Below are 13,699 nucleotides of genomic sequence, written 5' to 3' on the forward strand. Positions count from 1 at the left end.
TGGTGGGGAATCGGGCTCGTGCGGCAATCATCCGCAGCAAGCGCATCACCGGGCTGACGCCCGACGTGATCGCTGAACTCGTCGCTGAGATCGGTCCGTTGTGGCACGAGCGTCACCAGGCGGCACTCGCCGCGCGCTCTCGTCGTCGCGCCGTGGGCGCCGGGGCCAGGCACAAACTGGTCTTCGTCGACCGACTGCTGGCCACACTGGTGCACCTCCGCCACGGTGCCACGCACGACGTGCTGGCCTGCTGGTTCGGTGTCGACCGCTCCACCATCACGCGCGCAATCGGTGAAGTACGGCCCCTGCTGGCCGTGCGCGGCTGCACGATCGCCCCTGGCCATCGGCTGCGCACACTCGCCGAGGTCATCGATCACCTCGGTACCGACGGCGGCACCGGGATCATCGACGGGACCGAGGTCCGGGTGCGCTGTCCGGCCGCCGGGCGCAAGGACCGGGAGAAGTTCATCTCCGGGAAGAACAAGCAAAACGCCGTCAAGTCGATGGTCGTCACGGACGCCGAGGGGCGGCTGCTGTTCTGCAGCCCGGCCGAGCCGGCCAGCTGCGCGGACATCACACATGCCCGGAAGTTGGGCCTGGTCAGGCTCCTCACCGAGGGACCGGCCGTGGAGATCCTGGCGGACGCCGGCTATCAGGGACTGGGCACGCAGACCGGCGGGCGCGTGGTGACGCCGCCGCATCGCAAGTTCAAGAAGAACGCCCCGGACTGGTACGAGGAGATGCACGAGCCTCAGCGCAAGGCCCACTCCTCACGACGTATCCAGGTCGAGCACGGCATCGGCCACCTCAAGAACTGGCGATCCCTCGCCCGCCACCACGGCCGCCGCGAGCACATGAGCGACATCATCCAATCCGTCGCCGGACTGCTCTCGCACCAGCAGGTCGCCACGGCGAGCGGTACGCGAACGTGAACACATCCCCCGACCCTCGGCTCTCGACGCGCTACCGCCAACCATGCACGAGCTCGTAAAGCGTGTTGCAGAAGGCTGTGGGGCGGGTATTTCTTCTGTATGGGTGGGGTGTTGCGGGCTGAGCCGTTGTGGGTGAAACGTTCACCGGGCTGCGGATGCGGCAGTTCGACCGGCTACTGAGGGTCGTGCGGGAGCGTGGTGGGAATGGGCCCGGCGGGGCCGGCCGTGGGGCTTGGCTGATCACGATCACGGCGGCGCGTTGCGGTGACGAGGTTGACCTGTCCATCCGGGCAGAACTCTGCCCCACCACTTCAGGTGGTGGGGCAGAGCTGCGCGCAGTTATCGACGTCGGTCTGTATAGGCCCGCCCTTCTGGTGCGAGCGGGTCACATTGGCAGGAAACCGTACAGCCCGGCGCCCAAAGCCGCGAAGACCGCGCTGGCCCACAGAGGCCAGGAGGGTCTGCGCCTTGCCGCCACATAAGAGAGGGCCGTAGCAGCCATGGCGGGCCACAGAACGCTGAAGCCGGCACTAGCGGCCGAGAAGTGGTCTGCGGCGACCGCAGCGACCGCGTAGCCAGCTATCGCAGCTGCCGCGGCGATCAGGTAGTCCGTGCCGAACGGATTCCAAGCCACGAACTCTGCCTCCCGCCGTTTGCCCTGGGCGGAGAGCGCGATCGAGGCGATCAGCGCCACTCCGGCGACAACTGTCCACAGCAGCATGAGCACGATCAGGAGGGGATTTGGTGATGTCATAAAGATCCTTCTATCAGTCTCCTCCGGCCGGGGAGGGTTTCGGCCGGAGGAGACTCTAGTGACAGGCGCCACAGTGAGTGGTGCGGACGTCGGTGCGCCGCACGCCCGTGTCTACAGTTTCGCCTTGATGCACTTCTCGTAGACGCTTTCGATACCCAGGAGCGCCGAACCTGCGGTGACCATCATCTGTGCCAGGCGTCTGCCGCGTAGGTATCGGGTGCGCTCACGCATTACACGGGTCACAGCGGCCCGGATGCCGCCCCAACGCCTGATCACCTGCCAGATCCGGCGGATCTTGGCAGCAGCGAAGTAAGCGGTGCCGAGGACCCACAGAATGGAGCCCACGCATGCGCCGATCCGGATGACGCGCCCCCAGGAGAACCAGCCCTTGCCGTCCAAGTCGAACATGGTGATCGGGTCGGGGGGGTAGCCGTAGGCGTTTGCGCCGCCGCCAGACAGCGGGTCCAGTTGGAGGAACCTGCCCGTGGTGGAGTCGTAGACCCGTGCGCCCACCAACATCAGTCCGGAGAGAGTGTCGCCGGAGCGTTGCTCTACCCCGAGCCAGTCGTACCGCGCGGGTGTGCTGCTCGCGCGGATGTTGCCGTACTCATCGGTGTCCGTCACGGTGGGGGCTTTATTGGTGTCGAGAGGCAGCTGGAGGGTGATGTCACCGTGAATGTCGCTGAGTTGCAGGGTGGCGTCGCCGGTCTTGCTCGTTGTGGCGGTGATGCCTCCGCCAAGCGATTCGACGTAGCGTGTCACGCTGCCCTGGTTGTCTTCGGAGACCCAACTGGGAGTGTCACATCCGCAGTCGTAGTGGTTGACCTTCGACTCGGTCGGAGTCCAGGTGCCGCCACTGTTGGTCTCGATGTTCCAGGAGCGGACGCGCTGGATCCCGTCGAGCTGCCAGGTCTGCCGCTTGGTGCCGACGGTCTCCTGGTTGATCATGTCGTTGTTGTAATACCCCAGAGTGACACCGCCTGGTTTGGCGGTGGTGCGGCTGAAGGCATCGTAGGTGTAACCGCTGTCGACCTGACGGTCGGCAGTGTCGTAGGTGTAGTTGATGGTGGAGCCTCCCGATGAGGGGCAGTCAGTACCGGGGGTTCCTGTGGCGCTGGTAAGGGTTTTGCGGTTGGCGCGGGCGTCGAATGTGTAGGTGCGGGTGGTGCACACTGTCTCGGCGGTGTCCTCGACCGACGTGAGACGCCCGACCGCGTCATATCGGTAGTTCTGCGCGGTGACTTGCGCGTCCGAGATCACCTGACCGTAGATGGAGCGGTTAACGGTGTCGGACTGTACGAGGATGCCGTCGCTGTCGCGGGTGTAGGTTCGCTCAAGTGCGTTGCCCTCCGCGTCGATGGTTTGGGCCAGGCTGTAGCCGCCGGGCAGCTTCTCCTCGACTAGGTCGCCGTCCGCGTCGTAGGCCGCAGTGAAGGTACCGGCCACCGAGTCAACCACCTTGGTGGCGAGGCCCCGCGGTTCGGCGTTGTGGTCATAGGTGTAAGTAGCCGACGATGGGATGTTGTTGCTTTCCCTGACTTTGCGGTCGAGCATGTCGTACTCGGTGGTGCTGGTGCCCGCATCCGCGTCGGTGTAGGAGATGACCCGGCCGAGCTTGTCGTAAGCGGTAGTGAGTGTCCCGCCGGTTGGCGAGACGGTCTTGATGATTCGGCCGGTGACCGCGTCGTAGGTGGTGGTGGCTTCAGGAGCGGCCGTGCCGACCCCTCCGGTGATCCTCACTGAGGTGGTGCGTCCGGCGTTGTCGGTGGCAACGGTAGTCGTGCGAGTAGAGCCCGAGGCGGCCTCGGTTGTGTTTGCTGCGTTCCCCCACCAGTCGTAGGTGGAGGTCTTGACCGGCAACTGCGCGGGGTTGGAGCCACCGCCGGTGATTGCCCCGGCTGGGCCCGTCGAGCAGACCAGATCGGCCCACTCCGGCCGGCCAGCGCAGGTGCCGGTGCCGGTGCCGGACCAGTAGGTTGTCACCCGGCTGGTTGCGCTGGTTCCGCTGCTGCCTGGCGCGATGCGCTTGGTCTCACGGCCCTGCGTGTCGTATTCGGTCGTGGTGGTGATTGCCAGGCCGCCCGGATTCTCGACGGTTTTCGTCGGCAAGCCTCTGGCCCAGTCGTAAACCGTTTGCACGACACGGGTCTCGCCCTGGACGCCCGGGTGTTCGCGAACCTCGGCGCCGGCGGTGACTTTGGTTCCCTGGTCGCGAATGACGGCGCTGCCGTCGGTCGGGCGCCCCTCGTCGTAGCCATAGATCGTCCAGGCGCGCGCCGTCACCGAGGTGCCAGCCGCGACCAGAGTCGTGGTACCGGTTTTCAGGTCAGCGCTCAGGTCGACCCGACGGAGCGGCCCGAACTCCTCCAGCAGGCGAGTTCCCTTCGTGTCGAAGATGCGCTTGGTGGAGAGCAGATACGCTCGTTCGGCTGGAGGTAGGGCAGCGATACCCAGCTCGGCGCGGGCCGCCGTGTTGGCGGCGCCGTTGGCAATCGCCGTTTCACGGTTTCTGGCGCCCAGTTCGCGCACGGTGTTGCCGAACTGGTCATGCTCGGTCGTGGCGATGCGTCCCCCGGGGGCGACCGCGTTCACCACGCGTCCGGAGACGTCCAGGTAGCTGATGCTCGCACGTTTGTAGTCGGCAGCAGTCAGGGCACTGCCGACGTGCGAGGCGGGAACGGTGTCCGCAGGGAAGACAGCTGTCGCGTCCACCGGCGCGGCGCTCTGCCCCCACATCCTGACGTCTGCGGTTCCCATCTTATTCGGGGCTGCCGTGCCGGTCAGCGGCACGTCGTAGACGACAGAGTTGACGGCCTCGCCGGATACGGTGGCCGCACTGCCCTGCGCGAGGGCCGGACGGGATGCCTTCAGTAGCATCCCCTCGCCGGCCGCGCTGCTGGAGCCAGCGTTGCCGTAGGTAAAGGTCCACGGCAACTCTCCAGGCGGGGTGAGCTTGTTGACCCGGCCGCTGCTGTCGTATGCGTACTCGGTTTTCAGCAGAGGTGAGATCTGCGGGTTCCAAGCCTGGCGCAGTCGGGCTGAGCTGTCATAGAGGTACGTCTGAACCGATTTCGCAGTTGCCGTGGTGGCACCGGGCGCGGTTGACCACAGCCGGAGCTCCTTTACTTGACCCGACACATCACCGAAGGCACTGGTGGTGGCGGTGGTCGAGGCGGCGTACACGAACTCGACAGCCCGGCACGCCTGGGTGGTGTGGTCGGCTCTGCAGGCTGCCACCGTGGTGGCCGAGGTTGGGGCATACACCCAGGTGGGGCGTGCCAGCTGCTTTCCGCCGACAGTGACCGTTTCGGAGTCCATTGATGTCGTGGAGTCGGCTTGGCCGTCGTTCTTGGAGCTGGACACCTGCCAGGTTGTGGCTCCGGCTGGCTTGGTGAACACGGTGATGGTGCCGTCGTCGCCGGTGAGCGTGAACGTGTCCGACGTGGAACCGGTCAGTGTGAGGTACTCGGCTCCGGGCTCGGCAGTCCAGCCGTTCTGGCTTGCTGCGGCGGTGAAGTGGATGGCATCACCGTCCAGTGTGACCACATCGACCACGGTGTCGGACACCTTGCTCACGTGGCTGTATGCCGAGCCCGACAGCTCGGCCACAGTGCCGCTCATCCACTCCTGGCCGAAGATTGGCGCCTGCCCGGCGGTAACTCCGTTGCGGGACGACGCGGTGCGCTCCACTGTGAGTCCGAAGGCGGACGCATCTGTGGCGGTGAGGGTGTAGTCGCCGCTGAGCAGATTCAACGTGCCGGGGCCCACTTCCTCGGTGGCGGCATCATCTGCGGCGTGGTCCACGACTGCGGTCAGCGGGTCGGTGCTGCCGACGGCTGAGTTGGGGCCGGTGAAGTTGGCCTTGATCTCGATGCTGCCGTCCGGGTCGACGGTGTTGGTAGTGTTCCAGACCAAAGCGGCGTTCTTGCCACCGGTCAGCGGCACCGGCCAGGTGGACAGGGTTGCACCGTCCTTGGTGACATCCCCAGCGGGGATCACCACCCACGCGTCTGCGGCGGAGCGGCGCCAGGAGAACGAAACATTGTTGTACTTGGCTGCGTCGGCCTCGGCGACCAGCGGCAGACGGCGGGCCGTGCGCTGTCCTTCCAAGGGCTGGGCGAACCCGCCTGGACCAGCGTGAAAATCGTAGGTGAAAGGCTCGGACCTACTGTCTGCCTTGTCCACGGTCCGCACTTGCAGAGTGTGATTGCCGTCGCGTGGCGGATTGACGGAGATGTTCTTGGCTGCCGTAGAGCCGTTGGTGGTCACCTTGGTCCAGGTCTGGCCGTCCAAGGACCACTCCAGCCACTGTTGGTCCGTGGGGGGAGGGGTGACAGTGAATGTGCCGGCCTGGCCGGCGCCCTTGACCCAGGCGTTCGACGGGTAGTCCGTCGATGTGATCGCGGTCGGCGCCGAGGGGGCTGTGGTGTCTACGGTGAATGTTTTCCACGCGGACCAATCCTCGTTGTAGTGCGCCCCGTCGTATGGCGATGTACGAAAGCGGTAGGTCTTGCCGTTGGTCAGCACCCCGGCGGGGACGGTCACGGAGGCGACCTGTCCGGACGGTACGAACGGGGAGACAATGACGTTGCCGACCTGGGTGTTGGTGACGCTGTCGAAGATCTGAAAGGTGCCGTTGACCTTGTCGCCGTTGGCGTCGACGAAGGTGTCACGCAGCGTCGGGGTGACGGTGTTGACCGTGTAGGCGCCGCCGTTGGTGAAGTAGGGCGGGCCGGCTTCCTGCTTGGTGCCGGTGCGGGGCCGGTAGTTGTAATTCACAACAAGCTTTGGCGGGTTGGACGCGGCGTTGGCGGAGTTGACCCGCTTCCACTGCGTGGTGACGCTCTCGTCCGTGGCGCGCAGGCCCATGTGGCCCCGGGTGGCCTGAGCTGAGGCCCACTCCTGTACCAGGGCCGTCACATCGGCGTTGATCCAGCCGTCGGGCTGGCTGGTGCACGAGGTGTTGCCGCGGGTCTCGGTGGAGGTGGCCTTCTTTGCCGTCATGGCCGGTCGGTTGGTCCAGCGGCTGGACGTGGAGGCCGCTCCTGAGGACCAGACTTCCCAGGGCTGCGCGGTGCACGCCGGGATGTTGCCGGAGTGGAAGTTCCACAGACTCAGTTTGGCGTCGAGGACCAGTGCGTCCTGGACGGGTGAGGTGTTCCACGAGATGTAGGACTGCGCGGTGCGCGGTGTGCCGTTGGGGTTCGTGGTGCCAGGGTTGCCGAGGTCGAGTTCGACGTCGCTGGACCAGTCGACGGTCTCGCCCTGCTGGACGTAGGTGTCGAAGACGTTACCCAGGGTGGAGGTCGAGGGGTCGACCGTCACCGGGTACTTGGTCTTCGGGTCGGCGAGGAAGCCGACGTCCGGGGTGACCACCAGGTTGACGGTCGAGCCCTTGTGCTCGGCCTTCATCGCCACTTTCACCCGGCGGGTGTGTTCGCCGGAGGCCGGGTCGACGGTGGCATCCCACATGACCGGGGCCGGCATGACGGCCTTGGTCTTGTTCTTCTTGTCCGTGAACAGGACGCTGCCGTCCGGCTGCTGTTTCGCCTTCAGACCCTTGGCCTTGAGCGGCAGTGTGTAGGAGAAACGATTCTCCACCGGGCGCTTCTTGATCTCGACGAACTGCTCGAAGCCGGTCCGGGTCGCTTCGACGACCACGTCCGCACCGGGCACGGCATTGACGTACTCGGCTCGCGCCCCGTCCAGCTTCGGCTCGGGCAGCGTGCCCTTCCACTGCAGGGTGATCTGCTCGTCGCCCGCGCCCAGTGTGACCAGATCGACGGCTGTGGACGCCTGCGCGGCCTTGAGGGATGCCGCGGGGCCACCGGATTTTCCAGCCAGTCTCAGACCCCGCGGGTGCGCTCTGGGCGCGACACTGCCGTCCGCGCCGACAAGGTTGAGGTCGACATCGCGCCAGGTGCCGCTGGTCGGGTCTTCGAACCGGACGGGGCCCGCTGCCAGTTCGGTCGTGAGTGAGCCGTTCTTGTTGACCCAGGTCGTGGAGGTCTCGGTGCGTTCGGAGAGGGCCTCGACGCGCTTGCCGGCCAGTCTCGCCGCCACGCGCGCGGACGGAATGTCGACTGCCTGCGTCGGTACGGACTTGTTCGACGCGGTGGAGACGTCGGCCATCGCGATGCTCGTGGTATCGAGCAGAGTTACAGCCAGTGCCAAGGAGAGAACGCCCGCAATGTGGCGCAGGCTCTTCCCGGACCACAGCCGCCCTCGCTCGTGGGGCTCAGGTCTATGAACTGTCATGAGTCCTCTGTCTCTTTACTCCATCGAAGTGCCACATCTGTGGCGCTTATGTGAACGTAACGAGCGTCAAAAGATCATGAACCAATGTGAAAAGCATAGTTGGGGCGTCACATGATGTAGTCAGTCCTGTGACAATGGTCATGTCGGTCGGGTAAACTTACCCGCCTGACATATTTTGATTGAAAAAGTCTTCTTTCGGCCAATCCATGTGGAGAATCCATCTTGCGGCGGTGTACGTTCCCGCTCAGGGGCATTACATGAATCGCACCAACAGCGTTTCCCTCTCGGACTGTTGTCGGCGCGAAACTGAAAACGGGGTGGCCGCGTGACGCGGCGTCGTATATGGGTGACAGCGGCAACAGCCGTAGCGGGCCTGACCGGAGTGCTGGTGTTGCGGGGGGTGACCGGCGGCGACGGGCACCCCACAGCTGCCGGCGGCGAGCCCGGCCCGGTGAAAGTACGGGCGGAGACTGTCGAGTTGGCATCGGCGGACGGTGGGCGCAGCGCGTCGCTGGTGCGGCGGGACGCCGGTCCGTTCAGCATGCTGGGAGTGACCTGGACCGACCCTGGCGCTCACATCGCGGGCACTGTCGAGGCCCGTACCCGTGCGAGTGACTCGGGGCAGTGGTCGGCGTGGCTGCGGCTGGACGCCGACAGTGGTCAGGGTGAATCCGGAGCCGCACGCGGCGGCACCGAGCCGGCCTGGGTCGGGGCGTCCAACGCGGTGGAGGTACGGGTGCGTTCCGGCGCGGGCACCACCGTGCCCCTGCCAGCTGGACTGCGCCTAGACATGGTGGACCCCGGAACCGGCAAGGTCACCGGCATGGATCCCGCCGCCTTCTCCGTCGCGGAGAGCGCGGCGGGCGCGAAGGGCACGGAGAGTGACGAGCCCACGCCCGCCGAGTCGGTGCCCGAGCCGGGCGACTCCGTGTCGCCCACGCCTTCCCCGGACGGGGCGGTGAGCGAGTCACCTATCACCACGCCGCCTCCGGTCGCCGAGTCACCGAGTGAGTCCGCGACCACGTCCCCGACGAGCGAAACACCGTCGCCATCGGCCTCAGTGACGGTGAGCCCCACACCCACGGTGTCGGTTCCGTCGGCACCACCCTCGACCGCGCCGAAGCCGCCCGTCATCGACCGGGCCGGCTGGGGAGCGGACGAGTCGATCAGCCCCGAGGAACCCGGCTACCTTCCCGCGGGAAGATCAAGGCGGTGGTCGTGCACCACACCGCCGAGTCCAACACCTACACCTGCGAGCAGGGCCCCGCCGTTGTCCGCGGTATCTACGCCTACCACGTCCAGCAGTTGGGCTGGAAGGACGTGGGCTACAACTTCATCATCGACAAGTGCGGCAAGATCTACGAGGGCCGGAAGGGCGGCGTCGACCTCCCCGTGATGGGAGCGCACGCCTACGGCTTCAACGCCGAGACCACCGGCATATCCGTCCTCGGCACGTACACCGATGTCGCTCCGCCGCAGGCGGCGATGATCTCGGTGGCCCGCGTCGCCGCCTGGAAGCTCGGACAGTACGGTGTCTCCCCCACCGGCACCACCACTCTCACGGCCGGTGACAGCGGTCGCAGCTACACGGGCAAGACCTGGTCCAAGGGCGCCGGGTTGGCGCTCCCGACGATTCACGGTCACCGGGACGGCTACAATACGCAGTGCCCCGGAGACGCCTTCTACAACCAGCTCTCCACGATCCGTTCCTGGGCCGGCGGACCTGTCGCGGGACTGGCGCTGAAGTCCGTCACCGGTACGGGCCTTTCGGGAACGACCCACTACACCAAGTCCGCCGTCACCGTGAACTGGTCCGCCACCACACCCAGCGCGCTGGTCAAGCAGTACGAGCTCCTCGTCGACGGCAAGGTCGCCGCCACCGCCGCGAGCGGTGCCACCTCCGCCAAGACCAATCTCGCCGCCGGGAGCCACAAGATCGCCGTGCGGGCGGTCCACCAGTCCGGCAGGACAAGCACCACGGCGACAGCGAACGTCGTGGCGGAGACGACCGCCCCCACCTTCACGACGAAGCCCGCCCTCGTCCTGAAAACGGGCACCGTCAACACCGCCGCGGTCCCCGTGACACTGAACTGGAAGGCGACGGACGGCGCCTCACTCCAGGACGTACGTCTGACCACGCCCGCCGCCAAGACCTACGGCCCGACCACCTACAGCGCCGCACACACCGCCAAGTCCGGTGCGGCGAGCACCTGGAAGATGACGGCGAACGACCAGGCCGGGAACTCCGCCTCCGCCTCCGTGTCAGCGACTCCGACCATCCTCCCGGAGACATCGGCCACCAAGTCCGGCAGCTGGACGACGAAGTCCTCCAGCAGCTACCTCGGCGGCAAGTCCTTCTCCAGCTCGTCCAAGAACGCGAGCCTCACCTGGACGTTCACTGGGAAGTCCGCGGCCTGGGTCGTCTCCCGCGCCGGCACGTCCGGACAGGCGTACGTCTACGTCGACGGAGTCAAGGCCGCGACGGTCGACCTGAAGTCCGCCGCCACCAAGTACCGGGACGCGGTCTGGACGAAGACCTGGACCGCGAGCGCCAAACACACCGTCAAGGTGGTCGTGGTCGGCACCGCCGGCCGACCTGCCGTCACCACAGACGGACTCGTCTACCTCAAGTAACCGGCGTAGACGCCAGGGAGGGCTCCGGACAGGGGAATTCGTTCCTCTTCTTCGTCCCGCCGATCGATTGATCGGCGGGACGAAGTGCTGCGAAGTGCCGGGTGCGGGCCTGGAGGTGTCGTTGAGTTGGGCGTCGCTGTGGGGCGAGGGCAAGGGCGGCGCGGCGGTCGATCCGCACGGCCGGCCGACGCACAGTGCGTCGGGATCCACACCGAACCCGGAACTCACTCATGTCCAGACCCGGGGCCACCGAACTCAACTGGTGCGAGTCCAGGCCGAGCTGCCCGCAAGGGCGATCAGCGCCGCTCAGACCGCTGCCCGTCCACGGGCGCTCGCTCCCCAACCCCGCCAGATCAGTGAGGCGGTGAGGACCTGCGAGGAGAGAGCTGCGCGGGTATCGGCAAGACGAGCAACAGCGGGGACTTGTGCGGTTGCTACAACCAGGCCCGAAAACTGCCAACTGGTCCGGCTGGGAGAGCGGGTCGCCACCGCTGGAGCTCCTGAAGTGCCCGTCGCGGCTCACTCTGGTGGACAACCAGTGGACAGATGCCCTTGGACAATGCGACACGAGAGAGCGCGGACCAGTAGGCCGTACATGCTCTGATCAGAAAAAACGTCACTCGGCAGCACGAGGCGGCACCACGCAACATGATCGCTCACGGTCTTGTAATGCGTAGGTCGTCGGTTCGAATCCGACAGGGGGCTCTGTAAGCCCCGGGGCACTGTCACTGTGACCTGGGGCTTTGTTCATCTCAAGATCATTGAGAGCCGCATGGGTGCCCTCCCGGGGCGCCATGATCGTTGCCCGTGGACGAACGGCGGACGGACGTGCGGCAAGATCCCGCCCGGCGCCGACCAGCGCTTTCGGCCCGCGGGGCGGCGCCCCGTTGATGACGGCTACGTGATGGTGGGACCACGGCGCTCGACGAGGACAACGTCGCGCCAGGCTGCGTGAGGGCGCCCGGTCCGCTTCCGCGTACCGAGAATCCGGGACCCGGCGCGCTGGTGGACGGTAGGGCCGGCGGAGTACTCGGGACTCAACTCATGCCGCGCAGCTTTTGGAGCTCGCCGCCCACCTTCGGGCGGAGGCGTTCGAGTAGTTGTGGTTCGGCACCGATGGCCCACTTCGGGCCGACGAGGTAGGTGCCCCCGTACATGCTCGCAGTGTCGAGCCACGTCAGCTTGAGCTTCTCCGTCGGGAAGGTCGTCACGATCCAGTTGCCCTCTGCGGTGACGCACACCGCTTGGCGGAGTTCCTCGGCGTCCGCGCGCATCTCAGGCGCGCAGTCGGTCATGGACGCGATCTTCTCGATGTTCGCGGGGGCGGCCGAGGCGGCGGGTGTGGCAGTCGCTTTCGGGGGCGGGGAGCTTGTCCTGCCGGCGGGGTCCGCCGAGCACCCCATGGCCAGGAGTGGCAGCAGAAGGGACACGGCGAGTGCGGTCATGGAGCGTACGGGACGAACGCGGGCTGCCGGCACCGGTGTTGCCTTCCTGCGGGCGGGATGTGGGGGTAGGTACGTGGCTGCCGGGCCCGGCGTTCATCGTCGAGAACGATGCTCACTCCGACGCGTCAACTGGTGCGGTTGGCGAGGCGGACAGTGCTGAGCGATGGATGATGTGCGCGGTATGGCCAAGGCCGAAGGAACCGCGCAGCCTCGTCCCCCACAGGAATGGTGGGTGGGACGATGGCTTCGTGCTGCTGTGTTCACGGGGACCAGCGTTGTTCTGGCGGCGGTCGGTCACCATTTCGCGTCGGAGGATCCGGTGCCCTGGCTCCGGTTGCTCGTGGTGTCGGTGGCCGTGATGGCCGCGGTCTCCGCCGGGGCGGGCAGGGCCTGTTCGTGGTGGCCTGTGGCCGCGGCGACGGCGCTCACGCAAAGTGTCCTGCATACCGTGCTGTCGTCGTCCAACGGCCCTGTTCCCGCTCCACACGGTGAGATCCACAGCGGCGCGGGCGCGGGGTACGCGGCGCACCACAGCACCGTGGTTGTGCTGGCCGTGCATCTCCTGACGGCCGTTTCTGTCGCGGTCCTCATGCACCGCGCCGATCATCGGCTGTCCAGCCTTCCGCACGATGTGGGCCGATGGGGCGGGTCGCTCGTGGTGGCGGTCGCCACCGCGGTCGGCCGTGGTGGGCTCACGCCTCGCCCGTTGCGTTTGCCCTTGAACGGGCCGCCACTGGTGACGTACCGGCAGTCCGCGGCGCGAGCCGTTCTCTCTCACGTGCTGATCCGGCGAGGTCCACCGGAAGGCCGCGTACGCGACGTTCCCCTGAACCCGGCGGATCGCGCCCGTCGCGCCTGATCCGCTCGTACGGAGAGAGACCCTCATGAACGCTTCACGTTTTTCCACCGTCGGCCGACGCTTCGGCGTCCTGGCCGTCGCGACCATTTCGACGATTGCGACCGGGACGGGGCAGGCCGCCGCGCACGCCGAGGTAACCGCATCGGACAGCAGGGCGCTGGCCGAGAACGTCACGCTGTCGTTCGTCTCCGAGGCGGAATCGGACACTTCCGGCATCAAGGAGTTGCGGATCGTGCTGCCGAAGGGCATCACGCCTGACACCGTCGCGCTGAAGGAGGCCCCGAAGGGGTGGAAGCTGTTGGCCACGGCCGACGGTTACACCGTGGGCGGTGCGGCACTGACCGCGGGGACGGACGCCGAACACAGCATCAGCGTGCGTCAGTTGCCGGACGCGAAGTCGCTGGCCTTCAAGACCGTCGAGACCTACGGCGACGGCAAGATCTCCCGCTGGATCGAAGTACCCGGCGAAGGACAGCAGGTGGAGAACCCGGCGCCGGTACTGGAGCTGAAGGAGGCTGCGCCTGGCGCCGAGCCGATCGCAGCAAGTCCGACGCCGGAACCGAGCACCGGCGCGCCGTCGTCAGCGGCCTCCGGCCCGAGCGACGAAGCCACTGCGTCGGCTTCCTCCGAGGCCGGGGCGAAGGACGAGGGCTCCGGTGGCGGCGGAGCACTTCGCACCGTGATCGCCGTCGTCGTGGTGATGGCCGCAGGAGCCGCGATCTGGTGGGTGCGCCGCTCACGTCGCAGCGTCTGAGCCCTGGCGTGGCGGGGCGCGGCGTATGTCGTGCCCCGGCACGTCTCTCGTCGGGTATACGCC

Annotated in this window: 6 protein-coding genes and 2 pseudogenes; 5 read left to right on the forward strand and 3 right to left on the reverse strand. The window is 66.7% G+C overall.

Annotation, left to right across the window (positions count from 1 at the left end; genetic code table 11):
• Positions 1-2: 2 nt before the first annotated feature.
• Both OG875_RS17135 and OG875_RS17140 read left to right on the forward strand, forming a co-directional pair.
• The gene (locus tag OG875_RS17135) at positions 3-932 is read left to right on the forward strand and encodes a transposase family protein (RefSeq protein ID WP_330175099.1); all 930 of its coding nucleotides are present in this window, start codon (positions 3-5) and stop codon (positions 930-932) included.
• Between the two features lie 99 nt (positions 933-1,031).
• A pseudogene (locus OG875_RS17140) lies at positions 1,032-1,167 on the forward strand (IS5/IS1182 family transposase); the annotation flags it as partial.
• 150 nt (positions 1,168-1,317) lie between these two features.
• Here the strand turns inward: OG875_RS17140 and OG875_RS17145 are convergent.
• Both OG875_RS17145 and OG875_RS17150 read right to left on the reverse strand, forming a co-directional pair.
• Positions 1,318-1,686, reverse strand: a complete 369-nt coding sequence (locus OG875_RS17145; protein ID WP_330177968.1) for a hypothetical protein — start codon at positions 1,684-1,686, stop codon at positions 1,318-1,320.
• A 111-nt stretch (positions 1,687-1,797) separates the two neighbouring features.
• Positions 1,798-7,818 (reverse strand): DNRLRE domain-containing protein, encoded by a 6,021-nt coding sequence (locus OG875_RS17150; RefSeq protein WP_330175100.1) that lies wholly within the window; start codon positions 7,816-7,818, stop codon positions 1,798-1,800.
• 499 nt (positions 7,819-8,317) lie between these two features.
• Here OG875_RS17150 and OG875_RS17155 point away from each other — a divergent pair.
• Positions 8,318-10,578: pseudogene (locus OG875_RS17155) on the forward strand (N-acetylmuramoyl-L-alanine amidase).
• Positions 10,579-11,615: 1,037 nt separating this feature from the next.
• Here the strand turns inward: OG875_RS17155 and OG875_RS17160 are convergent.
• Positions 11,616-12,023: a hypothetical protein gene (locus OG875_RS17160; protein WP_330175101.1), complete on the reverse strand. Its 408-nt coding sequence runs from the start codon at positions 12,021-12,023 to the stop codon at positions 11,616-11,618.
• Between the two features lie 163 nt (positions 12,024-12,186).
• On the opposite strand from OG875_RS17160, the gene OG875_RS17165 reads away from it, so the two are divergent.
• Positions 12,187-12,882, forward strand: a complete 696-nt coding sequence (locus tag OG875_RS17165) for a hypothetical protein (protein ID WP_330175102.1) — start codon at positions 12,187-12,189, stop codon at positions 12,880-12,882.
• 25 nt (positions 12,883-12,907) lie between these two features.
• Positions 12,908-13,636, forward strand: coding sequence for a DUF1775 domain-containing protein (locus tag OG875_RS17170; protein WP_330175103.1), 729 nt, complete (start codon positions 12,908-12,910; stop codon positions 13,634-13,636).
• Positions 13,637-13,699: the final 63 nt, after the last annotated feature.

This window comes from Streptomyces sp. NBC_01498 (genome assembly GCF_036327775.1).
GTDB lineage: Bacteria > Actinomycetota > Actinomycetes > Streptomycetales > Streptomycetaceae > Streptomyces.